Below are 25,263 nucleotides of genomic sequence, written 5' to 3'. Positions count from 1 at the left end.
AGAAAGATCGATCGCAGAGACAGTTGCTGGAGGTGTGCGCCGATGCTCAGTGAACGCAGGCTCGAAGTGCTGCGCGCCATCGTCCAGGACTACGTCGGCACCGAGGAGCCCGTCGGCTCCAAGGCGCTGACCGAGCGGCACAGCCTGGGCGTCTCACCGGCGACGGTGCGCAACGACATGGCCGCTCTGGAGGACGAGGGGTTCATCGCCCAGCCGCACACCAGTGCCGGGCGCATCCCCACCGACAAGGGGTACCGCCTCTTCGTCGACAAGCTCACCGCGGTGAAGCCGATGACCCCGCCGGAGCGGCGCGCCATCCAGAACTTCCTGGAGGGCGCCGTCGACCTCGACGACGTCGTCGGACGGACCGTGCGGCTGCTCGCGCAGCTGACGCGGCAGGTCGCGGTCGTCCAGTACCCGTCCCTCACGCGGTCCACCGTGCGCCATGTCGAGCTGCTCGCGCTCGCGCCCGCCCGTCTGATGCTCGTACTGATCACGGACACCGGGCGCGTCGAGCAGCGGATGATCGACTGCCCGGCGCCGTTCGGCGAATCGTCCCTCGCGGATCTGCGGGCGCGGCTCAACGCGCGCGTGGCGGGGCGCCGGTTCGCCGACGTCCCGCAGCTGGTGCAGGACCTGCCGGAGGTCTTCGAGACGGAGGACCGCGGCACGGTCTCGACGGTGCTCTCCACGCTGATGGAGGCGCTCGTCGAGGAGACCGAGGAGCGGCTGATGATCGGCGGCACCGCCAATCTCACCCGCTTCGGACATGACTTTCCCCTCACCATCCGGCCCGTGCTTGAGGCACTTGAGGAGCAGGTCGTGCTCCTCAAGTTGCTTGGTGAGGTGGGTGATTCGGGCATGGCCGTACGGATCGGTCACGAGAACGCCCACGAGGGACTCAACTCCACGTCCGTCGTGTCGGTCGGCTACGGTTCGGGCGGCGAGGCAGTAGCCAAGCTCGGCGTGGTCGGACCGACCCGCATGGATTACCCGGGAACGATGGGAGCAGTACGCGCAGTGGCACGTTACGTCGGACAGATCCTGGCGGAGTCGTAAGTGGCCACGGACTACTACGCCGTACTCGGCGTGCGCCGAGACGCTTCCCAGGACGAGATCAAGAAGGCCTTTCGCAGGCTGGCCCGTGAGCTTCACCCGGACGTGAATCCGGATCCGAAGACTCAGGAGCGGTTCAAGGAGATCAACGCCGCCTACGAGGTGCTCTCCGACCCGCAGAAGAAGCAGGTCTACGACCTCGGGGGCGACCCCTTGTCGGGGGCCGGCGGAGGCGGCGCCGGCGGCTTCGGCGCCGGTGGGTTCGGGAACTTCTCGGACATCATGGACGCGTTCTTCGGGACCGCGTCGCAGCGTGGCCCCCGGTCGCGCACGCGCCGCGGCCAGGACGCCATGATCCGGCTCGAGATCGAGCTGGACGAGGCCGCCTTCGGCACCACCAAGGACATCCAGGTCGACACGGCCGTCGTCTGCACGACGTGCAGCGGCGAGGGTGCGGCGCCCGGCACCTCCGCCCAGACCTGCGACATGTGTCGCGGGCGCGGCGAGGTCTCGCAGGTCACGCGGTCCTTCCTCGGCCAGGTCATGACGTCCAGGCCGTGCCCGCAGTGCCAGGGCTTCGGCACCGTCGTGCCGACGCCGTGCCCCGAGTGCGCCGGTGACGGCCGCATCCGCTCGCGGCGCACGCTGACGGTGAAGATCCCGGCCGGTGTGGACAACGGGACGCGGATCCAGCTCGCGGGCGAGGGCGAGGTCGGCCCCGGCGGCGGCCCCGCCGGTGACCTGTACGTCGAGATCCACGAGCTGCCGCACGCGGTATTCCAGCGGCGCGGCGACGACCTGCACTGCACGGTGACCCTCCCCATGACGGCGGCGGCCCTCGGCACGAAGGTGCCGCTGGAGACGCTCGACGGCATGGAGGAGGTCGACATCCGGCCCGGCACCCAGTCCGGCCAGTCGGTCCCGCTGCACGGACGCGGCATCACGCATCTGCGCGGCGGCGGCCGCGGCGACCTCATCGTGCACGTCGAGGTCATGACCCCGCAGAAGCTCGAACCCGAGCAGGAGCGCCTCCTGCGCGAGCTCGCCGAGCTGCGCGGCGAGGAGCGGCCCCTGGGCCAGTTCCAGCCGGGGCAGCAGGGGCTGTTCTCGCGGTTGAAGGACGCGTTCAACGGGCGGTGACGGGCGGGCGGCGTCCCATGCGGGGCGCCGCGCCGGAGCGGCGACGTTTGAGGGTGTGTCACCCCGTTCGGGGTGGCACATGCCGGGCGGATGCGCCGATTCGGCCCTCCGACGCGTACGTGGCACGATGCCGTCATGTCCTCCGCGCTGACCGATCTCTGCCCCTGTCCGATCGTGCAGGCCCCCATGGCAGGGGGCGGGTCGAGCCCCGCGCTCGCGGCCGCCGTGTCCGAGGCGGGCGGCCTCGGGTTCCTCGCCGCCGGCTACAAGACGGCCGACGGGATGTACCAGGAGATCAAGCAGGTGCGGGGGCTGACCGGGCGACCGTTCGGCGTCAACCTGTTCCTGCCGCAGCCGGAGTACGCGGACCCCGCCGCGGTCGACGTCTACCGCCACCAGCTCGCCGGTGAGGCCGGCTGGTACCAGACGCGGCTCGGCGACCCCGACGGCGGACGCGACGACGGCTACGACGCCAAGCTCGCCATCCTGCTCGACGACCCGGTCCCGCTGGTCACCTTCACCTTCGGCTGCCCCGCGCCCGAGGTGACCGACGCGCTGCGCAAGGCGGGCACCCGCACCGCCGTCACCGTGACGACCGTGGAGGAGGCGCTCGCCGCGCAGCGGTCCGGCGCCGACGCCGTGTGCGTCCAGGGCATCGAGGCCGGCGGACACCAGGGCACGCACCGCGACCACCCCGAGACCGACGGCAGCGGCGTCGGACTGCTGGCGCTGATCGCCCAGGTACGCGAAGCGGTCCAGCTGCCGATCATCGCGGCCGGCGGGATCATGCGGGGCGCGCAGATCGCCGCCGTGCTCGCCGCCGGGGCCGACCTCGCCCAGCTGGGCACGGCGTTCCTGGTGACGCCCGAGTCGGGTGCGCCCGCGCCGCACAAGCAGGCCATGACCGATCCGCTGTTCACCCGGACCGAGCTGACGCGGGCGTTCTCGGGGCGGCCCGCGCGCGGGCTCGTCAACCGGTTCCTGCGCGAGCACGGGCCGTACGCGCCCGCCGCGTACCCGGAGGTCCACCACATGACGTCGCCGCTGCGCAAGGCCGCGGCCAAGGCCGGTGATCCGCAGGCCATGGCGTTGTGGGCGGGGCAGGGCCACCGGCTCGCCCGGGAGCTGCCCGCCGGGCAGCTCGTCGAGGTCCTCGCCGCCGAACTCTCCGCCGCCAAGGCCGCGCTCGGGCAGGGGGGTGCCGCGTGACCGCGCCGGTGTTCGTGGTCGACGGCCCGGTGCCGGGTGACTGCACCTACGTACTGGACGGGGCCGAGGGGCGGCACGCCGTCTCCGTGAAGCGGCTGCGGGCCGGGGAGGCGCTCGTGCTGACCGACGGGCGCGGCGCCTGGAGCGAGGCTGTCGTCACCGCAGCCGAGGGCAAGGACCGGCTGGTCGTCGAGGCGGGACCGGCGCGGACCGAGGAGGCGGGAAAGCCCCGGATCACCGTCGTGCAGGCCCTGCCCAAGGGGGACCGCGGCGAGCTGGCCGTCGAGACGATGACCGAGACGGGCGTCGACGCGATCGTGCCGTGGGCGGCCTCGCGGTGCATCACGCAGTGGCGGGGCGAGCGCGGGACCAAGGCCCTCGGCAAGTGGCGGGCCACCGCGCGCGAGGCAGGCAAGCAGTCGCGCCGGGTCCGCTTCCCCGACATCGCGGACGCCGCGTCCACCAAGGAGGTCGCGGCGCTGCTCGCCGCGGCGGACCTCGCCGTCGTGCTGCACGAGGACCGTGACGCGCGAAGCGCCGCGCTGGCCTCGGCGGAGCTCCCGGCGGACGGGGAGATCGTGCTGGTCGTCGGGCCTGAGGGCGGCGTATCGCCGGAGGAGCTGGAGATGTTCGGCGCGGCCGGGGCGCGTCCGTACCGGCTCGGACGGAGTGTGCTGCGGACGTCGACAGCGGGGACGGCGGCGGTGGCGTTGCTGCTGGGGCGCACCGGGCGCTGGGGCTGACGCCCGGCACGAACCGCAGCCCGTGACGGCCGCCGCACTGTGGCCGCAAGCGCTCTACCGGGCCGCTGAAGAGAGTGGCATCCTGCCGGGCATGGGGGAATTGCGACGGATCAGCGGTGCATTGCTAAGGCCCCGGGCGACGCGGGTGCTGGCCGCGGGCGGCGTCGTGGCCGTCGTGGCCGCCGGGGCCGTCGCGTGCCGGCCGGTCGACGGGGAGCTGAACACGGTCACGGTCGCCACCACCACCGACACCGAGGCCACGCAGGAGCTGACCCGGACGCACGCCGGGGTCGCCTGGCTCAGCTGCACCAGCACCTACAGCGACCGCTCCACACCCACCGGTTCGGCACCGAGCGAGGTGACCGTGGACTGCCGGGGGAAGACCAAGGGCGGCCAGGACATCACCGTCAAGGGCCGGGTCTACGGGGTCGTCCCCGGCAAGTGCGTGCGCGGCGACGTGATCGCGCGGGTCGAGAACAAGGTCCGGTTCCACCTCCAGGTCCTCGGCAACTGCGCCGCCGCGGACCCGACCACGTACACGCCCGCGCCCGTGCCCGCGCAACCCGCCCACCAGGAACCGCGGCCCGGCAGCACCCGGACCGTCACCGAGACCGTCACCGTCCGCGAGCCCGACCCCGACTGCTCCTGCTTCGAAGGGAAATGAGGAGCGGTGGCGGCGGGCAGGGAAGTGCGCGGGAGGGTTGACGCGCGGCGGGCCGCAAATTCAGGGTGGGCGGAGTGACGAACCCTGCCTACCTCCGGTTCCCGCACCTGCACGGCGACTCGGTGGTCTTCGCCGCCGAGGACGACGTATGGGCCGCACCCCTCGACGGCGGCCGCGCCTGGCGCGTCAGCGCCGACAACGTACCGGTCACCCACCCACGCGTCTCCCCGGACGGCACGACCGTCGCCTGGACGTCGCGGCGCGACGGCGCCCCCGAGGCACAGGTCGCGCCGCTCGACGGAGGAGCCGCGAAACGCCTGACGTACTGGGGGAGTTGGACCACCACCGTGCGCGGCTGGACGCCCGACGGGCGGGTCCTCGTCACCAGTACGCACGGCCAGGCCACGCTGCGCCGCAGCTGGGCGCGGGCGCTGCCGCTGGACGGCGGCCCCGCCGAACTCCTGCCCTACGGACCCGTGGGCGGCGTCGCCCACGGGCCGGACTCCGCGGTGGTGCTGCTCTCCGCGCCGATGGGGCGGGAGGCCGCCTGGTGGAAGCGGTACCGCGGCGGCACGGCGGGAAAGCTCTGGATCGACCGCGACGGCGGCGGCGACTTCGTACGGCTGCACGAGGAGCTCGACGGGAACATCGAGTACCCGCTGTGGGCCGGGGGAAGGCTCGGGTTCCTCTCCGACCACGAGGGGGTCGGCGCGCTGTACTCGTCCCTCGCGGACGGCTCGGACCTGCGCCGGCACACACCCGTCGGCGACGCGTTCTACGCCCGGCACGCCGCCACCGACGGCACCCGGGTCGTCTACGCGAGCGCCGGTGAACTGTGGATCGTCGACGACCTGGAGTCGGCCGAGCCGCGCCGCCTCGACGTGACGCTCGGCGGGCAGCGGGCCCGGCTGCGGCCGCGCCCCGTCGACGCGGCGCGCTGGTTCGGGGCCGCGTCGCCCGACCACACCGGGCGCGGCAGCGCGGTCGCCGTGCGCGGCGCCGTGCACTGGGTGACCCACCGCTCCGGGCCGGCCCGCGCGCTCGCCGCCGAGCAGGGCGTACGGGCCCGGCTCCCGCACACGTTCCGCGTCGACGGCGAGGAACACGTGGTGTGGGTGACCGACGCCGAGGGCGACGACGCGCTGGAGTTCGCCCCCGCCACCGGCGCCGCGCCCGGCGGCACGCCCCGCCGCCTCGGCGCCGGACGGCTCGGCCGGGTGCTCGGGCTGACCGTCGCGCCGGACGGCGGCCGGGTCGCCGTCGCCGCGCACGACGGACGGATCCTGCTCGTCGAGCGGGACAGCGGCGACGTACGGGAAGTGGACCGCAGCGAGGACGGGCACGCGAGCGGGCTCGCCTTCTCGCCCGACTCGGCATGGCTCGCCTGGTCGCACCCCGGGCCGCACAGCCTGCGCCGGATCAAGCTCGCCAACACCGCCGACCTCGCCGTCGCCGAGGCGACACCGCCGCGCTTTCGCGACTACGCGCCCGCGTTCACGCTCGACGGCAAACACCTGGCGTTCCTGTCGGCCCGCTCCTTCGACCCCGTCTACGACGAGCACGCCTTCGACCTGGCGTTCGTGAGCGGCGCGCGGCCGCATCTGGTCGTCCTGGCCGCGACGACCCCGTCACCGTTCGGGCCGCAGCGGCACGGGCGGCCGTTCGAACCGGCGGACACCCCCGGCGCCGAGACCCCCGACAGCGAGGGCACACCCGTCACCCGCGTCGACCTGGAGGGGCTCACCGACCGCATCGTGCCGTTCCCCGTCGAGGCCGCCCGCTACTCGACCCTGCGGACCGCGAAGGACGGCGTGCTGTGGCTGCGGCACCCGGTGCGCGGCGTCCTCGGCGACTCGCGGGCGGACCGGGCCGACCCCGACCCGAGATCGCGGCTCGAACGCTACGACCTGACCCAGCGGCGCCTGGAGGAACTCGGCGCCGACGCCGACCACTTCGAGGTCACGGGCGACGGCAAACGGGTGCTGCTGTGGACCGGCGAGACGCTGAAGGTCGTCTCCAGCGACCGGCGCCCCGCGCACGACGACGACAGCGACACCAACATCACCGTCGACCTGGCCCGCATCAGCCAGAGCGTCGACCCGGCCGCCGAATGGCGGCAGATGTACGACGAGACCGGCCGCCTGATGCGCGACAATTTCTGGCGCCCCGACATGAACGGCGTCGACTGGCCCGGGGTGCTGGAGCGCTACCGCCCGCTCCTCGACCGGGTCGCCACCCACGACGACCTCGTCGACCTGCTGTGGGAGGTGCAGGGCGAACTCGGCACCTCCCACGCCTACGTCGTACCGGCCGGCCGGGGCGGCGCCCCCGCACGCCGCCAGGGGCTGCTCGGCGCCGACATCTCCCGCCACGACGACGGCCCGCACGGGGCACCGCGGTGGCGGGTGGACCGCGTCCTGCCCTCGGAGACGTCCGACCCGCGCGCCCGCTCCCCGCTCGCCGCGCCGGGCGTCGCGGTGCGCGCGGGAGACGCGATCGTGGCGGTCGGCGGGCGGAGCGTCGACCCGGTGGCCGGGCCGGGACCGCTGCTCGTCGGCACGGCCGACAAGCCGGTCGAGCTGACCGTCCAGCCCGCCGGGGGCGGCGACCTCCGCCATGTGGTCGTGCTCCCCGTGACCGACGAGGAACCGCTGCGCTACCACGCGTGGGTCGCGGACCGGCGCGCTCACGTCCACGCGCGGTCGCACGGCCGGCTCGGCTACCTCCACGTGCCCGACATGCAGGCCCTCGGCTGGGCGCAGATCCACCGCGACCTGGCCGCCGAGGTCTCCCACGAGGGCCTGGTCGTGGACGTCCGCGAGAACCGCGGCGGACACACCTCGCAGCTCGTCGTGGAGAAACTGGCGCGGCGCGTCGTCGGCTGGGACGTACCGCGCGGCAGCCGCCCCTTCAGCTACCCGATGGACGCGCCGCGGGGCCCGGTGGTCGCCGTCGCCGACGAGTTCTCCGGATCCGACGGCGACATCGTCACCGCGGCGATCAAAGCGCTCGGCATCGGTCCCGTGGTGGGCGTACGCACCTGGGGCGGCGTCATCGGGATCGACAGCCGGTACCGGCTGGTGGACGGGACGCTGGTGACCCAGCCCAAGTACGCGACCTGGATGGAGGGCCACGGCTGGGGGCTCGAGAACCACGGCGTCGACCCGGACGTGGAGGTGGTGGTCGCCCCGCAGGACGCGGGCGCCGGGCGTGACCCGCAGCTGGACGAGGCCGTACGTATTGCCCTGGCGGCGCTCGCCGACGACCCGGCGAAGGTGCCGCCCGGGTTGCCGTAGCCGGCTGCGTCTGCCCGGTGCGGGTTCGTCGCCGCGTGCGGGTGCGTGGGGGCTGGTCGCGCAGTTCCCCGCGCCCTTGAGAGGCGCACTGCGTGCGCCCTCTCATGGGGCTGCGGCGGAGCCGCATGCTCCAGGGGCGCGAGAAGCCCCACCGGGCCGCACCCGCCGACGACAGATCAGCAACGCAGACGCGACTGCCGCCCCCACGGGCCCGATCGATACGATGCCGTCAGACGGAATCGCCCCCGCGAAGGAGACCCGACGTGACCGGAGAACCCCAGGCCGACTGCCTGTTCTGCAAGATCGTCGCGGGGGACGTGCCCGCCACCCTCGTCCGCGAGACCCCGACCACGATCGCGTTCCGGGACATCAACCCGCAGGCGCCCACCCACATCCTGGTCATCCCGCGCGTCCACCACCCGGACGCCGCCTCCCTCGCCGCCGCCGAACCGGAGATCGCCGCGGACGTGCTGCGCGAGGCCGGGGAGATCGCCGCGGAGGAGAAGCTGGAGAGCTACCGCCTCGTCTTCAACACGGGCAGCGGCGCCGGCCAGACCGTCTTCCACGCACACCTGCACGTCCTCGGCGGCCGCGGCCTCCAATGGCCCCCCGGATAACCACCCGTGTCCGTACGTGAATTCGTCGTGCTCGGCACCGCCAGCCAGGTGCCGACGCGCCACCGCAACCACAACGGCTACCTGCTGCGCTGGGGAGCCGAAGGCATCCTCTTCGACCCCGGCGAGGGCACGCAGCGACAGATGCTGCGCGCCGGGGTCGCCGCGCACGACCTGAACCGGATCTGCGTCACCCACTTCCACGGCGACCACTCGCTGGGGCTCGCCGGTGTCGTCCAGCGCATCAACCTCGACCGCGTACCGCACCCGGTGACCGCCCACTACCCGGCCTCCGGGCAGCGGTTCTTCGACCGGCTGCGGTACGCCACCGCGTACCGGGAGACCGTCGACATCGCCGAGGAGCCGGTCGGCGGCGAGGGCGCGGTGCTCGCCGACACCCCGGAGTACCGGCTCGACGCGCGCAGGCTGTCGCACCCCGTGGAGTCCTACGGATACCGCCTCGTCGAGCCCGACGGGCGCCGCATGCTGCCCGAACGGCTCGCCGCGCACGGCATCACCGGCCCCGACGTGGGGCGGATCCAGCGCGAGGGCAGCCTCGGCGGGGTCGGCCTCGACGACGTCAGCGAGGTGCGGCGCGGACAGCGCTTCGCGTTCGTCATGGACACCCGGCTGTGCGCGGGCGTGAGCGAGCTGGCCGAGGGGTGCGATCTGCTCGTCATCGAGTCGACGTTCCTGGACGAGGACCATCAACTCGCCTCCGACCACGGCCACCTGACCGCCGGGCAGGCGGCGCGCGTGGCCCGCGACGGGGGCGTGCGCCACCTCGTGCTGACGCATTTCAGCCAGCGCTACGCGGACCCGGAGGAGTTCGCCCGGCAGGCGCGGGCCGCCGGGTTCACGGGCGAGCTGACGGTCGCCCGCGACCTGGACCGCGTCCCGGTGCCGAAACGCCTCTGACGCCCCTCCTTGCGTACGATGCTCTGATGTCCCTCGCACCACTCGCTCGCATCCCCAAGGCCGAGCTGCACCTGCACATCGAAGGCACCCTCGAACCCGAGCTGGCCTTCGCCCTCGCCGACCGCAACGGCATCACGCTGCCGCACGCCGACACCGAGGCGCTGCGCAAGGCGTACCTCTTCGACGACCTCCAGTCCTTCCTGAACCTCTACTACGAGCTGATGGCCGTCCTGATCACCGAGGACGACTTCGAAGCGCTCGCCGACGCCTACCTGGCGCGCGCCGCCGACCAGGGCGTCCGCCACGCCGAGATCTTCTTCGACCCGCAGGCCCACACGGCGCGCGGCGTCGACATCGGCACCGTCATCGAGGGGCTCGGGCGGGCCCTCGCGCGCAGCGAGGAGCGGCACGGCGTCTCCACCAAGCTCATCATGTGCTTCCTGCGCGACCAGTCCGCCGAGTCGGCGATGGAGACGCTGGAGGCCGCGAAGCCGTACCTGGACCACATCGTCGGCGTCGGCCTCGACTCGGCCGAGGTCGGCAACCCTGCCTCGAAGTTCCGCGCGGTGTACGAGGCCGCGGGCGCGCTGGGCCTGCGGAAGGTCGCGCACGCGGGCGAGGAGGGCGACCCGTCGTACGTGTGGGAGGCCCTGGACATCCTCGGGGTCGAGCGCGTCGACCACGGGCTGCGGTCCCTGGAGGACCCCGAACTCGTCGCCCGGCTCGTCCGCGACCGGATCCCGCTGACGCTGTGCCCCCTGTCCAACGTGCGGCTGCGCGCCATCGACGTACTGGAGGAGCACCCGCTGCTCGCCATGATGGACGCCGGGCTGCTGTGCACCGTCAACTCGGACGACCCGGCCTACTTCGGCGGTTACGCGGGCGACACCTTCCACGCCGTCCACGAGGCGCTCGCCGTGGACCACGAACGGCTGCGGGAACTCGCCCGCAACTCGTTCGTGGCGTCCTTCCTCGACGGCAGCGCGGAGGACGAGGCGCGGCGGGCCCGCTATCTCGCCGAGGTCGACGCGTACCCGCTGGACGACATCTCGGGCTGAACCCCGTCCGGGCCCGCCGTCGTGAACGCGTCCGCGGCGACGGCGGGCACCTCAAGCGGGAAGATCTCCACGACCGGCTGCTCCAGCAGACCCGACGGCGGCACGATCGCGCCGACCGGGGCGCCGCTGCGGCGCCGGGCCGCACCCGCGAAGAGCGGACGGCCGCCGGTGTGCAGGGCCACCGCGGTCAGCGGCACCGCCAGCAGGAGCAGTGCGACGGCGAGCACCGTGCCCATCGCCGGGTAGCCGACGCCCTGCGCGAGGGAGCTGCCCACCAGGGGGCCGCACGCCGTGCCGAGCGAGGACGCCGAGCCGACCAGCACCGCCCAGCGGCCGCGCGGGTCGAGCGAGGCGGCGAGGCCCAGCAGGTAGGAGAGCACCACCGGGTAGAGGGTGTTCCAGGCGATCTCGCCGGTCGCGAAGGTGCCGAGGCCGTCGGCGCGGGCGCTGAGCGCGATGCAGCAGGCGATGGCCGCCGTGCCCGCCCCGATCGGCAGCGCGCGGCCCAGCCGGGTGCCGAGCGCGCCCGCGCCGACCACGCCGAGCAGGCCCGCGCCGAGCGCCACCGCGAACACACTGCCGACGGTGACCTCGCTGAGGCCCGCCTGGACGGTGCCGATGCTGCTGCTGACGCCCCACAGGGAGTTCTGCGCCATCGACCAGCAGACGATGACCACGGCAAGCGCCGTGCCCGGACCGGCGTACGGGAGCGGGGATCCGAAGGCCGGGGCGGTCCGCGCCGGGCTGTTGTCCGGGCCGGCCGGATCGGCGAACCGGTGCGTCGCGGGCCAGACGGCGAGCGCGGTGACCGCGAGCGCGGCGAACGGCAGGGCGTGGCCGGACGGGCTGACGCGCGGGATCGTCAGATAGAGGGCGCCCGCGAGCGCGGAGACGGTCAGCAGCCCGAGCGTGGACGCGCGGTGCGGGTCTTTCTGGGCGGCGATCCCGGTGGCGGCGACCGCGGTCGCCGTGCCCGAGCCGAAGCCGCCGATCATCGCACCCGCGACGACCAGGGGGACGGAGGTGGAGAGCGCCGCGGTGCCGTAGCCGACGGCGGCGAGGAGGAGTCCGGCGCGGGCGGTCCTGCGGGGGCCGAGCCGCTCGACGCGGGCCGCGAGGGTGAAGCCCGCGGTGGCCGAGCTGAGCAGCAGCGCGCTGCCGGCGAGGCCGGCCTGGGTGGGGGAAAGCCGCAGGCTGTCGGCGAGTCTGCCGACGATCGTGGGCAGCAGATAGGCGGCGAGGTAACCGGCCGTGAAGAGGGCTATGAGCGCGGGCCGGGGGGTGCGCGAAGACACGGGCGTTCCTGAAGACGGACCCCGCTGCCTTGGACGCTGTTTTGGGCAGGGGGTGGTAAGGAATGGGGGCGGGGAGCGCGACGTCTTTGCGAACGGGACCGAACCGGGGACGTTGGGGCGCGGCCAATTTGTATCAAGCCGCAGGGGCCCCACAGAAGCCGGGGCTATGTGACCTGCGGCACATCTGGTTTGGTGGGGGTGCGGGCGGGTAGTCGCGGTGCCTTCTGGCGCTCGTTCAGCGCCAGTTGGGGGTGCCCGACGGGCCCCGGTGAGCGGCCGTCTCGATGCGCGCGCGGGTCTCCCGCATGACGGCCACGATGCGCTCCTCGTGCTCCGCGGTCAGCCGCGCGACCGGCACCGAGCAGCTGACCGCGTCGTGCGCCGGAACCGCGTAGCGCAGGGCGAAACCGAAGCCGACGATGCCGGTGACGCCCTCCTCGCGGTCGATCGCGTACCCGCGGGTGCGGGTCAGCGCGAGATCGGTGGCGAGCGCCTCGCGGGTCGTGTGCGTGTTCCCGGTGGCCCGGAGGTACGGGCCCGGGGGCAGCTGCGCGTCGGAGCGCTCCGCGAGCAGCACCTTGCCGAGGGCGCCGACGTGCGCGGGCAGCCTGCGGCCGACCCGGCTGATCGTGCGCAAATACTCGTGCGATTCGCGGGTCGCCAGGTACGCCACGTCGAACCCGTCGAGCCGGCCCAGGTGGATCGTCTCGCCGAGCGCCTCGGACGCCTCGTCGAGGTGCGGGCGCGCGGTCCGCACGTACGGGTCGGTGTCGAGGTAGCTGGTACCGGTCAGCAGGGCGTGGATACCGATGCCGTAGAGGGAACCGGTGACGTCCGTGCGGACCCAGCCGCGCGCGATGAGTGTCTGGAGCAGCGCGTACATGGAGCTGCGCGGCACGGCCAGCTCGTCGGCGAGCTCCTGGAGGCGGGCCGGGCGGTCGCCGCGGGCGGCCAGCACTTCGAGCAGGTCGACGGTGCGGGCCGCCGACTTCACCTCGCGGACACCACCGCTGGGCTGCGCGCTCTGCTGCTCTGTGTGCTGGTCCGGCATGTGCCGATCGTAGGGCGAAAGGCGGCGGGGCATTGACGGCCCCCGTCCACCTATCTAACCTCCATCTACATGTGTGGATGACATCTACGTACGGAGACGTCACCCCGCGCCCGGCCGACCCCGCCACCGGACCCCGCCCCCGCCCCCGTCCGCGCGCCCGACACCGCAGGAGCCGCCCGATGACCGACCTGACCATCGCCGAGGTCCGCCTCACCCCGATCCTCGTCGCCGACCCTCCGCTGCTGAACACCCAGGGCCTGCACCAGCCGTACACGCCCCGGCTCATCGTCGAGGTGGTCACCGCCGACGGCGTCACCGGCCTCGGCGAGACCTACGGCGACGCCAAGTACCTGGAGCTCGCCCGGCCCTTCGCCGACAAACTGATAGGCCGTCAAGTCTCGGATCTGAAGGGCCTGTTCACCGTCGCCGACCAGGTGTCCGTCGATGACGCGCGGGTCGAGAACCAGGTCGACGTCGGCGGCCTGCGCGGCGTCCAGACCGCCGACAAACTGCGGCTCTCCGTCGTCTCCGGCTTCGAGGTGGCCTGCCTCGACGCGCTCGGCAAAGCACTCGGCCTGCCCGTCCACGCGCTCCTCGGCGGCAAGCTCCGCGACTCCGTCGAATACAGCGCGTACCTCTTCTACAAGTACGGCGCCCACCCAGAAGGCGTCGCGAGCGAGAAGGACGACTGGGGCACCGCGCTCGACCCGGCCGGCGTCGTCGCACAGGCCCGCCTCTTCCACGAGCGCTACGGCTTCGAGTCCTTCAAGCTCAAGGGCGGCTGCTTCGCGCCGGACGAGGAGATCGCGGCGATCCACGCGCTCGCCGACGCCTTCCCCGGCAAACCCCTGCGCCTCGACCCCAACGGGGCCTGGTCCGTGGAGACTTCGCTCAAGGTCGCCGCCGAACTCGGTGACGTACTGGAGTACCTGGAGGACCCGGCGCTCGGCACCCCCGCCATGGCCGAGGTCGCCGCCAGGACGGGCGTCCCGCTCGCCACCAACATGTGCGTGACCACCTTCGCCGAGATCCAGGAGGCGTTCACGACCGGCGCCGTCCAGGTCGTCCTCTCCGACCACCACTACTGGGGCGGCCTGCGCAACACCCAGCAACTCGCCGCCATCTGCCGCACGTTCGGGGTCGGCATCTCCATGCACTCCAACACCCACCTCGGCATCAGCCTCGCCGCCATGACACACGTCGCGGCCACCGTGCCGAACCTGCACCACGCCTGCGACTCGCACTACCCGTGGCAGTCCGAGGACGTGCTCACCGAGCGCCTGACCTTCGAGGGCGGCCGCGTCGCCGTCTCCGACGCGCCGGGTCTGGGTGTCGAACTCGACCGCGACAAACTGGCGTTGCTGCATCAGCGGTGGCTCGACGACGACTTCGCCGCCCTGCGCGACCGGGACGACGCCGCCGCCATGCGGGTCCTCGACCCCGACTGGGTCACGCCGGGCGTGCCGCGCTGGTAGTCGGGTTCTTGGTCCGGCTTCCGGCTTCCGGCTTCCGGCTTCTGGTTTCTGGATTCCGGCTTCTGGCTTCTGGCTTCTGCCTGTGCGTTCTATGTGCCTTGCGCGCCCTTCCCCCCTCGCCTTTTCTTCTGCCCACGACCGGAGTCGCTCGTGTCCGCAGCAGTCCCCACCCCCATGGAGCACCCGGCCGCCGTCCTGTCGGCCATCCGCAAGATCTTCCGCCGGGTCGTCCCACTCTTCTTCGTCATGTTCGTCGCCAACTACATGGACCGCGTCAACCTCGGCTTCGCCCAGGACCAGCTCCGCGCCGACGTAGGGCTCTCCGCCGCCGCCTTCGGACTCGGCGCCGGCATCTTCTTCATCGCCTACGCCCTCTTCGAAGTACCCAGCAACATGCTCATGGAGCGCTTCGGCGCGAAGGTCTGGCTGACCCGCATCATGATCAGCTGGGGACTCGTCGCCACCGCCATGGCCTTCGTCGACAGCGCCGGGATGTTCTACGCGCTGCGCTTCCTCCTCGGCGTCGCCGAAGCCGGGTTCTTCCCCGCCGTCATCTACTACTTCTCCCGCTGGCTGCCCGACTCGCACCGCGGACGCGCCACCTCCGTCTTCCTCATGGGCTCAGGGACCGCCACCGTCGTCGTCGGCCCGGTCTCCGGCGCCCTGCTGGAGATGCACGGCGTCTGGGGCCACTCCGGCTGGCAGTGGATGTTCTTCATCGAAGGCGTCCTCTCGGTGGTGCTCGGCTTCGTCGTCTACCGCTTCCTCGACTCCAGCGTCGAGAGCGCCACCTGGCTGACCCAGGAGGAGAAGGACGGGCTCGTCGCCACCATCGACGCGGAGCAGCGCGAGCGGGAGGAAGGGCGGGCGACCACCCACGTCTCCCGCTGGAAGATGCTCGCCGATCCGCAGATGCTGCTGTTCCTGTGGATCTACTTCGCCATCAACGTCGCCCTGTACGCCGTCACGTTCTGGCTGCCGTCGATCGTCGACGACATCGGCGGGCTCAGCGACTTCCAGGTGGGCCTCCTGACCGCCGTCCCCTGGCTGTTCGCCATCGCCTCCGTGTACGTCTCAGGGCGCCTCTCCGACCGGCTCGGCAAACGGCGGCCCCTCCTCGTCGCCCTCCTGCTCATCGGCGGCGCCGGGACCCTGCTCGCCGTGTTCGTCTCACCCTGGGCCGGGCTCGGCGCGCTCTGCCTCGCGGCCGTCGGGTTCAAACCCGCCTCGCCGATCTTCTGGACCATCCCGCAGAGCTACCTCGACGCGCGCGCCGCCGCGCCCGGCATCGCCCTCATCAACTCCATCGGCAACCTCGGCGGGTTCGTCGCCCCGACCGCGTTCGGCCTCATCGAGGACGCGACCGGCTCCACCAAGGGTGGCCTCGTCGGCCTCACCGTCGTCGGGTTCCTCGCCGCGCTGAGCGTCCTCCTCGTACGCGGCGGCGGCCGCAACGACGCCGTCCGTCCCGCCCGCCCCGCCCGACGGCGCCTCGCATCCGCGCCCCGTCCGGCCCCCGCCCCGTCCGACGGCGCCGCGTCCGGCGGCGCCACGCGGGTGATCACCGGCCCGGCGGCCGCCGCCACGTGACGGGGTGATGTCAACTGCCGTGGTGCGGGCCCGACTCATGCACACTGTCCGGACCCGTACCACTGCAGGGAGAAGGACGTGACCCACCCCGAACCGGCCCCCACCGAACCGGCCCACACGGACCCTCTCGCGGCGCTCCGCGCGCCCGGCGACCCCGCCTGCGACGTCTACCTCACCGGCACCGTCTTCCTCGACATCGTCTTCACCGGCCTCGACAGCGCGCCCGTACGCGGCACCGAGTCCTGGGCGCGCGGCATGGGGTCCAGCCCCGGCGGCGTCGCCAACATGGCCGCCGCGCTCGCCCGGCTCGGGCTGCGTACCTCGCTGGCCGCCGCCTTCGGCGACGACCACTACGGCGAGTACTGCTGGGACACGCTCGAACAGGGCGAGGGCATCGACCTGAGCTACTCGCGGACCGTGCCCGGCTGGCACTCGCCCGTCACCGTCTCCATGGCGTACGAGGGCGAACGCACCATGGTCAGCCACGGGCACGAACCGCCGCCGCTGGAGCCCGCGCCCCGCTGCCCGCCGCCCGCGCGGGCCGCCGTCGCGTCACTCGTACCGGGGGTCGCTGCGCCCTGGGTCGGCGAAGCGGCGCGCCACGGTACCCGGATCTTCGCCGACGTCGGCTGGGACGAGACCGGGCGCTGGGATCTCGCCGCCCTCGGGGACCTCGGGCAGTGCGAGGCGTTCCTGCCCAACGCCGAGGAAGCCATGCGGTACACCCGTACGTCGTGTCCGCGGGCGGCGGCGCACGCGCTCACCGAGTACGTGCCGCTCGCCGTGGTGACCCTCGGGGCGGAGGGGGCGTACGCCGTGGACGGGCGGACCGGGGAGACCGCGTCCGTGCCGGCCATCGAGGTGGCGGCGCTCGATCCGACCGGGGCGGGGGATGTCTTCGTGGCCGGGTTCGTGACGGGCACGCTCGCGGGGTGGCCGCTTGCCGACCGGCTCGCTTTCTCGGGGCTCACGGCGGCGCTGTCCGTGCAGGAGTTCGGGGGGTCGTTGTCTGCGCCCGGGTGGTCGGAGATCGCGGCGTGGTGGCGGCAGATCCATGCGTACGAGGAGCGCGGGGAGCAGGATCCTGCGGCGCTCGGGCGGTACGCGTTCCTGGAGCCGCTGTTGCCGGGGGCGGGGCGGCCGTGGCCGCTGCGGCGGGCTGTGCCGACGATCGGGTTCGGGCGTTCGGCGTAGTCGCGCGCCGGGAAGGGAGGGTGGCCGTCCTGTGTGCGTTGGCGGCTCTCCCGTTCGTTCCGATCGGTGTGTGGGTGGGTACGGTGCCGCCCGGGGTATGTGCGTGCTCGCCATCTTGATGGCCTCGCTGCTTGCTTCGGCTGCCGCTACCGCGTGTTGCTGTGCTGCGCGCGCACATACCCCGGCCGGCCCCTCCCGTCTCGTATCCGTCTGATCGCCGGATCATCCTGCCGGTCTCCGCCCGACACCTGTCGCCCGCCGGTTACGGGCCGCCGCCCGCCGTCATTTGCCGTCTGCCGTCCGGCGGCTGATCGCCGGTGACGATTGCGGTTCGTCGCTTGGCCGCTCCGATCGGTCCCTCCCGTCTCGTCCCGTCTGGTCGCCGGATCACCTTTGCGGCCTGCCGTTCGATCCGATCGGCCCCTGCTCCGTCTCGTACGCGGGTGAGCGCCGGTCTCTTTCAGCCCCTCCGGCGTTTGAGGAGCGGGGTCTGGGGCGGCGCCCCAGGGCTGGGATTCAGGGCCGGGGGAGGTGTGGTCGGATCCAGCCCCTCCGGCGATTGAGGAGCGGGGGTCGGGGCGGCGCCCCAGGGGGTGAGGGCCGTGCTGGGTGCCGGGGCGGCGGGCGTGCGGGAGGTACCCGCTGCACCCGCGGCGCGAAAAGGCTTCGGCGTTGTCAGTGGGGCGTCGTACGCTGGAAACCGTCAGACACCGGCTGTCACAAGGAGAATGCGGCCCTCAGAGCCCGCCCATGACGCAGACACCATCCAGCGCCCGCAGCGCAGGGCAGGAACAGGCACGTGCGCGGTTCACCGTCCCGGCCAAGCACCCCATGGTCGAGGTGCTGGGCTCCGGCGACGCCCTGTTGCGTGTGATCGAGGAGGCCTTCCCGGAGGCCGATATCCATGTCCGGGGCAATGAGATCAGCGCGACCGGGGAGCCCAGGGAAGTCGCCCTGGTCCAGCGCCTGTTCGACGAGATGATGCTGGTTGTGAGGACAGGGGCACCGATGACAGAGGACGCCGTCGAGCGCTCCATCGCCATGCTCAAGGCGACCCAGAACGGCGAGGGTGACGGGACGGAGACCCCCGCCCAGGTGCTCACGCAGAACATTCTGTCGTCGCGTGGGCGCACCATCCGGCCCAAGACGCTCAACCAGAAGCGGTACGTCGACGCGATCGACAAGCACACCATCGTCTTCGGGATCGGCCCCGCCGGTACCGGCAAGACCTACCTGGCCATGGCCAAGGCCGTGCAGGCCCTCCAGTCCAAGCAGGTCAACCGGATCATCCTGACCCGCCCCGCGGTCGAGGCGGGCGAGCGCCTCGGGTTCCTGCCGGGCACCCTGTACGAGAAGATCGACCCGTATCTGCGCCCGCTCTACGACGCCCTGCACGACATGCTCGACCCGGACTCGATCCCGCGGCTGATGGCGGCCGGGACCATCGAGGTGGCGCCGCTGGCGTACATGCGTGGCCGCGCGCAGCCCGTCTTCACGAACGTGCTGACCCCGGACGGCTGGCGTCCCATCGGCGACCTGCAGGTCGGTGACCTGGTCATGGGGTCGAACGGTGAGCCGACCCCGGTCCTCGGCGTCTACCCGCAGGGGGAGAAGGACATCTACCGCGTCAGCGCCCAGGACGGCTCCTGGACCCTGGCCTGCGGCGAGCACCTGTGGACGGTCAGGACCCGTGACGACGCGCGTCGCGACGGGCCGTGGCGGGTCCTCGAGACCCAGGACATGATCGGCGACCTGCGGGCGGCGCCCGCACACCGCTACGAACTGCCGCTGCTCACCGCCCCCGTCGAGTTCCCCGAGCGTGAGGTCCCGATGGACCCGTACGCCTTGGGGCTGCTGCTGGGAGACGGCTGCCTGAGTTCGGTGAAAGCAGCCGTCGCACGCGGGAACGACGTCAAGGACGGTGCGGAGCGCGTACTGAACCGTGTGCGATCGGCCGGTGACGTGGTCACGTTGGAGAACCCGCTGACCGGGATACTGCCCGACGACTACCTGTACAACTCCTCCGAGGTCCGCCTCGCGGTCCTCCAGGGACTCCTCGACTCCGCTGGTGGCCCGGTCGCCCAGCAGGACCGCACCTGCCGGATCGAGTTCTCGACGCCATCGATCCTCCTGCGTGACGACATCATCGCTCTGGTCCAGTCGCTGGGCGGCGTCGCCGAGGACCGGAAGCAGGGCACGGCTCTCGCGGCCCACCGCGACGACAGCCACGTCGTCGACATCCGCCTCCCGGAAGGCGTCGAGCCCTTCCGTCTCGCCCATAAGGCGAAGAAGTACCGCGAGGCCGGAGGCGGCGGACGCCCCGTGCGGTTCATCGACTCGATCGAACCCGCGGGCCGCGAGGAGACCGTCTGCATCCAGGTGGCGGCCGAGGACTCCCTCTACGTCACGCAGGACTACCTGCTCACGCACAACACCCTGAACGACGCGTTCATCATTCTCGACGAGGCGCAGAACACCAGCCCCGAGCAGATGAAGATGTTCCTCACCCGGCTCGGGTTCGAGTCGAAGATCGTGATCACCGGTGACGTGACGCAGGTCGACCTGCCGAACGGCACGAAGAGCGGATTGCGTCAGGTGCAGGACATCCTGGAGGGCCTCGACGACGTCCACTTCTCGCGGCTGTCGTCCCAGGATGTCGTCAGGCACAAGCTGGTCGGCCGTATCGTCGACGCGTACGAGAAGTACGACACCGAGAACGGTACGGAGAACGGCTCCCACAAGGGCCGTCCCAGAGGGACCCAAGGAAAGTAGTCCGAGAGCGCCATGTCGATCGACGTCAACAACGAGTCCGGAACCGAGGTCGACGAGCAGGCGATCCTCGACATCGCCCGCTACGCGCTCGCGCGGATGCGTATCCACCCGCTCTCCGAGCTGTCGGTGATCGTCGTGGACGCCGACGCCATGGAGCAGCTGCACGTCCAGTGGATGGACCTGCCGGGGCCGACGGACGTCATGTCCTTCCCGATGGACGAGCTGCGGCCGCCGATGAAGGACGACGACGAGCCGCCGCAGGGGCTCCTCGGGGACATCGTGCTCTGCCCCGAGGTCGCCAAGCAGCAGGGCGAGGACGCTCCCACGCAGCACTCCATGGACGAGGAGCTTCAGTTGCTCACCGTGCACGGGGTGCTGCATCTGCTCGGGTACGACCATGAGGAGCCCGACGAGAAGGCCGAGATGTTCGGCCTCCAGGCGGCCATCGTGGACGGGTGGCGTACGGAGAAGGGGCTGAGCGGGCCGTCCCCGGCGCCGACCGTGTCATGAGTCCTTCGCTGATCGCGGGCGCCGTCGCACTGGTCGTCGTCGCCTGGCTCGCCGCCTGTGCCGAGGCCGGTATCGCCCGGACGTCCAGCTTCCGCGCCGAGGAGGCCGTCAGGTCCGGGCGGCGCGGCAGCGCCAAGCTCGCCCAGGTCGCCGCGGACCCGACCCGGTATCTGAACGTGGCACTGCTGGTGCGCGTCGCCTGTGAGATGGCCGCCGCCGCTCTCGTCACGTACGCGTGCCTGGAGGAGTTCACGGCGACCTGGCAGGCGCTGCTCGTCGCCATCGGTGTCATGGTGCTCGTCTCGTATGTGGCCGTGGGTGTCTCGCCGCGGACCATCGGGCGCCAGCATCCGCTGAACACCGCCACGGCCGCCTCGTACGTGCTGCTGCCGCTGGCCCGGATCATGGGGCCGATCCCGCCGCTGCTCATCCTCATTGGCAACGCGCTGACCCCGGGCAAGGGGTTCAGGCGCGGGCCGTTCGCCTCCGAGGCCGAGCTGCGCGCCATGGTCGACCTCGCCGAGAAGGAGTCCCTCATCGAGGACGAGGAGCGCCGCATGGTGCACTCCGTCTTCGAGCTCGGCGACACCCTCGTGCGCGAGGTCATGGTGCCGCGTACCGATCTGGTCGTCATCGAGCGGTACAAGACCATCCGGCAGGCCCTCACCCTCGCGCTGCGGTCCGGGTTCTCGCGCATCCCGGTGGTGGGAGAGAGCGAGGACGACGTCGTCGGCATCGTCTATCTGAAGGACCTCGTCCGTAAGACCCACATCAACCGGGACTCCGAGGCCGAGCTGGTCTCGTCGGCCATGCGGCCCGCCACGTTCGTGCCGGACACCAAGAACGCCGGTGACCTGCTGCGCGAGATGCAGCAGCTGCGCAACCATGTGGCCGTCGTCATCGACGAGTACGGCGGCACGGCGGGCATCGTCACCATCGAGGACATCCTCGAGGAGATCGTCGGCGAGATCACCGACGAGTACGACCGTGAACTGCCGCCCGTGGAGGAGCTCGGCGACGACCGCTTCCGGATCACCGCGCGGCTCGACATCGGCGACCTCGGTGAGCTGTACGGCATCGAGGAGTACGACGACGAGGACGTGGAGACCGTCGGCGGGCTGCTCGCCAAGGCGCTCGGGCGGGTGCCGATCGCCGGCGCCTCGTCGGCGGTGACCCTGCCGGACGGCCGGGAGCTGCGGCTCACCGCCGAGGCCGCCGCCGGCCGCCGGAACAAGATCGTGACGGTGCTCGTGGAGCCGGTCGAACCGGTGCGGGAGGTGAAGGCCGGGTGACGCCGGGGGAGTTGCGCGCACTGTGCCTGTCGTTCAACGCGGCGGTGGAGGACTTCCCGTTCAGCCCGGAGATCTCCGTCTTCAAGGTGCTGGGCAAGATGTTCGCGCTCAGCACGCTCGACGGGCCGCCGCCGCTCTCCGTCAACCTCAAGTGCGACCCCGAGGACGCGATACGGCTGCGCGCCGAGCACGAGGGCGTCATCCTGCCCGGCTGGCACATGAACAAGCGGCACTGGAACACCGTGCGGGTGGGCGGGCTCCCCGACCGGATCGTCCGGGAGCTCGTCGAGGACTCGTACGACCTGGTGGTGGCGGGGCTGCCGCGCGCCGAGCGGCTCCGCCTCGACCGGCCCTGAGGCGCCGGGGGTCCGACGCCCGGCCGCCCGCGGGGGCGCGGGGCGGGGCTCTTATGCTCGCCCCATGACTGAGAGCACCGACCTCGGCCCCGAGGACCGCAAGATCGTCACCCTGGCCCGCTCCGCGCGGGCTCGCAACGGTGTGCCCGAGGGCGCGGCCGTCCGCGACGAGACCGGGCGTACGTACGTCGCGGGCACCGTCGCCCTGGACTCCCTGAAGCTGAGCGCGTTGCGGACGGCCGTCGCCATGGCCGTGGCCTCCGGAGCGCAGTCCCTGGAGGCGGCGGCCGTCGTCTCCGCGGCGGACGAGCTGCCCGACGAGGACGTGGCCGCCGTGCGCGATCTGGGCGGCGCGGGCACGCCGGTCTTCCTGGCGGGCGCCGACGGGACGGTGCGGGCCACCGTGGAGACGGGCGCGCACTGACCCGGCGGAGCGACGGCATGCGCCCGAGCGGATGTGACGACCCTCACTTCCGCGTCCGGCCGGGGCCTTGGCCTCGGCCGGCCGGGTGCCCGCCGATGGCGTGAAGACGGTGTCGGGCGGCGACCGCGGGACCTTCGGCCCGGGGCCTGGGACCCGGGGGACCGGCCGGCGCAGGAGGGGGCGGACGTCCCGTCCGAGTGGCCTATGCCCCATGGGCCGGGCCGGGTCCGGTGGGCGATGGTGGAGCAGTTGCCCGGCGCCGAACGCGCTCGTCAGCGTCCCGTTCACGGGAGGTGCCGCGGCGGCCGACCTTGCCCCCGAACGAAGGTTCCCTACGTGTTCTCCTCCGCCAGCAAGACCGCCGACCGCATGACCGCCGACCGCATGAACGACGACCACACCACCGCCGATCACCTCGCCGCCGACCGTGCGTCCGCTTCCCGCGCGACCGGGCGCCGGACCTCCCGGGTCCGCCGGTTCGCCGCCCTCGGCGCGCTCACCGGCGCCGCGGGCGTCATGGTGATCGCCGGCACCGGTTCCGCCTCCGCGGCGAGCTCCGCCGCCGCGTCGGGCGGCTGGGACGCCGTCGCCCAGTGCGAGGCCGGCGGCAACTGGTCGGCCAACACCGGCAACGGGTTCTACGGCGGCCTTCAGTTCACGTCGTCCACCTGGGCCGCGTACGGCGGCAAGCAGTACGCCCCCAACGCCCACCTCGCGTCCAAGAGCGAGCAGATCGCCGTGGCGAACAAGGTCCTGGCCGCGCAGGGCGCGAACGCCTGGCCGCACTGTGGCGTCAAGCTGTGAGGGCCCGCCCTTGAGCGACGGCTCAGATCGCGTCCGGGCCGCGCTCGCCCGTCCGGACCCGCACCACGTCCTCCACCGGCACCGCCCACACCTTGCCGTCGCCGATCTTCCCGGTGCGGGCGGCGCGGACGATCGCCTCCATCGCCGGTTCGGCGTCCGCGTCGCCCACGACGACCTCGATCCGCACCTTGGGCACGAGGTCGACCTGGTACTCGGCGCCCCGGTACACCTCGGTGTGGCCGCGCTGACGCCCGTACCCGCTGGCCTCCGTCACCGTCAGGCCGTGCACGCCCAGTTCCTGGAGCGCCGTCTTGACCTCGTCGAGGCGGTACGGCTTGACGACCGCGGTGATCAGCTTCATGGCGCGACCTTTCGGACGACGGGGGCGGGCGCCGGGTGGACCGTGGCGCCCAGGACGCCGTGATCGTACGCACTCTCCGCGTGCACCGTCTGGTCAAGGCCCGTCAGTTCGTCCTCGGCCGAGGCCCGGAAGCCCAGCAGCCTGTCGAGGGCCTTCCCGATCCCGTACGTCACGAGGAACGTGTACGCGGCCACGACGACGACAGCCAGCAGCTGCTTCCCCAGCTGCTCGAACCCGCCCCCGTAGAACAGGCCCCGCTTCGCGGCTGAACCGGTCATCGCCGACGTGGCGAACAGACCGATCAGGACCGTGCCGACGACACCGCCGACGAAGTGGACGCCCACGACGTCCAGCGAGTCGTCGTAGTCGAACCTGAACTTCCAGGCGACGGCGTACGAGCAGACGACACCGGCCGCGAGCCCGACCACGGCCGCGCCCACCACCCCCACGACCCCGCATGCCGGGGTGATCGCGACGAGCCCCGCCACGGCGCCCGAAGCGGCGCCGAACGTCGTCGGGTGCCCGTCCCGCCGCTGCTCCACGAAGAGCCAGCCGAGCAACCCCGTGCAACCCGCGATCAGCGTGTTGAACAGGGAGGCCGCGGCGAGCCCGTTCGCGCCGAGCGCCGAGCCGCCGTTGAAACCGAGCCAGCCGAACCAGAGCAGGCCCGCGCCCATGACCACCATCGGCAGGTTGTGCGGGCGCATCGCGTCCTTCTTGAAACCGGCGCGCGGGCCGAGGACCAGGCACAGGGCCAGCCCCGACGCGCCGGAGGCGATCTCGACGACCAGCCCGCCCGCGAAGTCCAGGGCGCCCAGCCGCTGACTGATCCAGCCGCCGGGCCCCCACACCCAGTGCGCCACGGGAACGTATACGAGCAGCGCCCAGACGGGCACGAAGACCAGCCACGCCGCGAACTTCGTGCGGTCCGCGACGGCTCCGCTGATCAGCGCCGCGGTGATGATCGCGAAGGTCAGCTGGAACGTCGTGAAGAGGAAGGTGGGGACCGTGCCGGTGAGCGAGTCCGGGCCGACACCCGCCATCCCGGCGTGCTCCAGGCCGCCGACCAGCCCGGCGAAGGTGTCGTCGCCGAAGGCGAGCGAGTACCCCGCGACCAGCCACACCACCGTCACGAGCGCGATCGAGACGAAGCTCATCATCAGCATGTTCAGGACACTCTTGGAGCGGACCATGCCGCCGTAGAACAGGGCGAGGCCGGGCGTCATCAGCAGGACGAGGGCGGTCGCGGCGAGCAGCCAGGCGGTGTCTCCGGTGTCCAGGGCGGGGGCCGGGCCTGCGGCGAGGGTGGCGGTCACGGGTCTCCTCCGGTGGGGGCTGCCGTAGAGCGTCACCGGTCCGGGTTTCCGAATTCGTACCCAGGCGTTTCCGCCGTGTTTCGTGTTGCCGAGGGGTTACCGGAACCTCACGGTGCTCGGGGACT

General features: G+C 72.4%; 22 protein-coding genes. 18 read left to right on the top strand and 4 right to left on the bottom strand.

Features of this window, described 5'->3' with window-relative positions; translation table 11 throughout:
• Positions 1-42 precede the first annotated feature (42 nt).
• From hrcA to ACZ45E_RS07555, 9 genes are all read left to right on the top strand, one after another.
• On the top strand, positions 43-1,059 hold the full coding sequence (gene hrcA, locus ACZ45E_RS07595; RefSeq protein WP_468217756.1) for a heat-inducible transcriptional repressor HrcA: 1,017 nt from the start codon (positions 43-45) through the stop codon (positions 1,057-1,059).
• On the top strand, positions 1,060-2,196 hold the full coding sequence (gene dnaJ / locus ACZ45E_RS07590) for a molecular chaperone DnaJ (protein WP_468217754.1): 1,137 nt from the start codon (positions 1,060-1,062) through the stop codon (positions 2,194-2,196).
• A gap of 135 nt (positions 2,197-2,331) precedes the next feature.
• Positions 2,332-3,405, top strand: coding sequence for a nitronate monooxygenase (locus tag ACZ45E_RS07585; RefSeq protein WP_468217751.1), 1,074 nt, complete (start codon positions 2,332-2,334; stop codon positions 3,403-3,405).
• Complete coding sequence (locus ACZ45E_RS07580; protein ID WP_468217748.1) at positions 3,402-4,148, top strand: 16S rRNA (uracil(1498)-N(3))-methyltransferase; 747 nt, start codon at positions 3,402-3,404, stop codon at positions 4,146-4,148. The genes ACZ45E_RS07585 and ACZ45E_RS07580 overlap by 4 nt, the downstream gene beginning before the upstream one ends.
• A 91-nt stretch (positions 4,149-4,239) precedes the next feature.
• Positions 4,240-4,812 carry a hypothetical protein gene (locus ACZ45E_RS07575; protein WP_468217745.1) on the top strand — a complete coding sequence of 191 codons (573 nt, stop codon included), beginning with the start codon at positions 4,240-4,242 and terminating at the stop codon, positions 4,810-4,812.
• Between the two features lie 74 nt (positions 4,813-4,886).
• A complete protein-coding gene (locus tag ACZ45E_RS07570) occupies positions 4,887-8,108 on the top strand; it encodes a S41 family peptidase (RefSeq protein ID WP_468217743.1) in 3,222 nt (1,073 codons plus the stop codon).
• 263 nt (positions 8,109-8,371) lie between these two features.
• Positions 8,372-8,725 carry a histidine triad nucleotide-binding protein gene (locus tag ACZ45E_RS07565; RefSeq protein WP_468217741.1) on the top strand — a complete coding sequence of 118 codons (354 nt, stop codon included), beginning with the start codon at positions 8,372-8,374 and terminating at the stop codon, positions 8,723-8,725.
• A gap of 6 nt (positions 8,726-8,731) precedes the next feature.
• Positions 8,732-9,640, top strand: a complete 909-nt coding sequence (locus ACZ45E_RS07560; RefSeq protein WP_468217739.1) for a ribonuclease Z — start codon at positions 8,732-8,734, stop codon at positions 9,638-9,640.
• 26 nt (positions 9,641-9,666) lie between these two features.
• On the top strand, positions 9,667-10,698 hold the full coding sequence (locus ACZ45E_RS07555; RefSeq protein WP_468217737.1) for an adenosine deaminase: 1,032 nt from the start codon (positions 9,667-9,669) through the stop codon (positions 10,696-10,698).
• Here the strand turns inward: ACZ45E_RS07555 and ACZ45E_RS07550 are convergent.
• Positions 10,650-11,993: an MFS transporter gene (locus tag ACZ45E_RS07550; RefSeq protein WP_468217734.1), complete on the bottom strand. Its 1,344-nt coding sequence runs from the start codon at positions 11,991-11,993 to the stop codon at positions 10,650-10,652. The genes ACZ45E_RS07555 and ACZ45E_RS07550 overlap by 49 nt on opposite strands.
• A gap of 235 nt (positions 11,994-12,228) precedes the next feature.
• Entirely contained in the window at positions 12,229-13,044 is an 816-nt protein-coding gene (locus ACZ45E_RS07545; RefSeq protein ID WP_468217732.1) for an IclR family transcriptional regulator, read from the bottom strand.
• A gap of 179 nt (positions 13,045-13,223) precedes the next feature.
• On the opposite strand from ACZ45E_RS07545, the gene ACZ45E_RS07540 reads away from it, so the two are divergent.
• From ACZ45E_RS07540 to ACZ45E_RS07500, 9 genes are all read left to right on the top strand, one after another.
• Complete coding sequence (locus ACZ45E_RS07540; RefSeq protein WP_468217729.1) at positions 13,224-14,519, top strand: glucarate dehydratase family protein; 1,296 nt, start codon at positions 13,224-13,226, stop codon at positions 14,517-14,519.
• A gap of 174 nt (positions 14,520-14,693) precedes the next feature.
• The gene (locus tag ACZ45E_RS07535) at positions 14,694-16,109 is read left to right on the top strand and encodes an MFS transporter (protein ID WP_468218264.1); all 1,416 of its coding nucleotides are present in this window, start codon (positions 14,694-14,696) and stop codon (positions 16,107-16,109) included.
• A 78-nt stretch (positions 16,110-16,187) separates the two neighbouring features.
• Entirely contained in the window at positions 16,188-17,303 is a 1,116-nt protein-coding gene (locus ACZ45E_RS07530; protein WP_468217727.1) for a carbohydrate kinase family protein, read from the top strand.
• Between the two features lie 750 nt (positions 17,304-18,053).
• The gene (locus tag ACZ45E_RS07525) at positions 18,054-20,075 is read left to right on the top strand and encodes a PhoH family protein (protein ID WP_468217724.1); all 2,022 of its coding nucleotides are present in this window, start codon (positions 18,054-18,056) and stop codon (positions 20,073-20,075) included.
• Between the two features lie 12 nt (positions 20,076-20,087).
• A complete protein-coding gene (gene ybeY, locus ACZ45E_RS07520; protein ID WP_468217721.1) occupies positions 20,088-20,585 on the top strand; it encodes an rRNA maturation RNase YbeY in 498 nt (165 codons plus the stop codon).
• Positions 20,582-21,877, top strand: coding sequence for a hemolysin family protein (locus ACZ45E_RS07515; RefSeq protein WP_468217718.1), 1,296 nt, complete (start codon positions 20,582-20,584; stop codon positions 21,875-21,877). The genes ybeY and ACZ45E_RS07515 overlap by 4 nt, the downstream gene beginning before the upstream one ends.
• Complete coding sequence (locus ACZ45E_RS07510; protein ID WP_468217716.1) at positions 21,874-22,233, top strand: MmcQ/YjbR family DNA-binding protein; 360 nt, start codon at positions 21,874-21,876, stop codon at positions 22,231-22,233. Before ACZ45E_RS07515 ends, ACZ45E_RS07510 begins: the two co-directional genes overlap by 4 nt.
• A 64-nt stretch (positions 22,234-22,297) precedes the next feature.
• Positions 22,298-22,657: a cytidine deaminase gene (locus ACZ45E_RS07505; RefSeq protein ID WP_468217714.1), complete on the top strand. Its 360-nt coding sequence runs from the start codon at positions 22,298-22,300 to the stop codon at positions 22,655-22,657.
• A 336-nt stretch (positions 22,658-22,993) separates the two neighbouring features.
• Positions 22,994-23,461 (top strand): transglycosylase family protein, encoded by a 468-nt coding sequence (locus ACZ45E_RS07500; RefSeq protein ID WP_468217711.1) that lies wholly within the window; start codon positions 22,994-22,996, stop codon positions 23,459-23,461.
• A gap of 22 nt (positions 23,462-23,483) precedes the next feature.
• On the opposite strand, the gene ACZ45E_RS07495 is transcribed toward ACZ45E_RS07500, so the two are convergent.
• On the bottom strand, positions 23,484-23,822 hold the full coding sequence (locus ACZ45E_RS07495) for a P-II family nitrogen regulator (protein ID WP_468217709.1): 339 nt from the start codon (positions 23,820-23,822) through the stop codon (positions 23,484-23,486).
• On the bottom strand, positions 23,819-25,138 hold the full coding sequence (locus ACZ45E_RS07490) for an ammonium transporter (RefSeq protein ID WP_468217706.1): 1,320 nt from the start codon (positions 25,136-25,138) through the stop codon (positions 23,819-23,821). The genes ACZ45E_RS07495 and ACZ45E_RS07490 overlap by 4 nt, the downstream gene beginning before the upstream one ends.
• Positions 25,139-25,263 lie beyond the last annotated feature (125 nt).

The organism is Streptomyces sp. NPDC030991, from assembly GCF_055571235.1.
The sequence above is the reverse complement of the archived record's forward strand: the minus strand, read 5'-3'. Positions and strand labels throughout refer to the sequence as shown.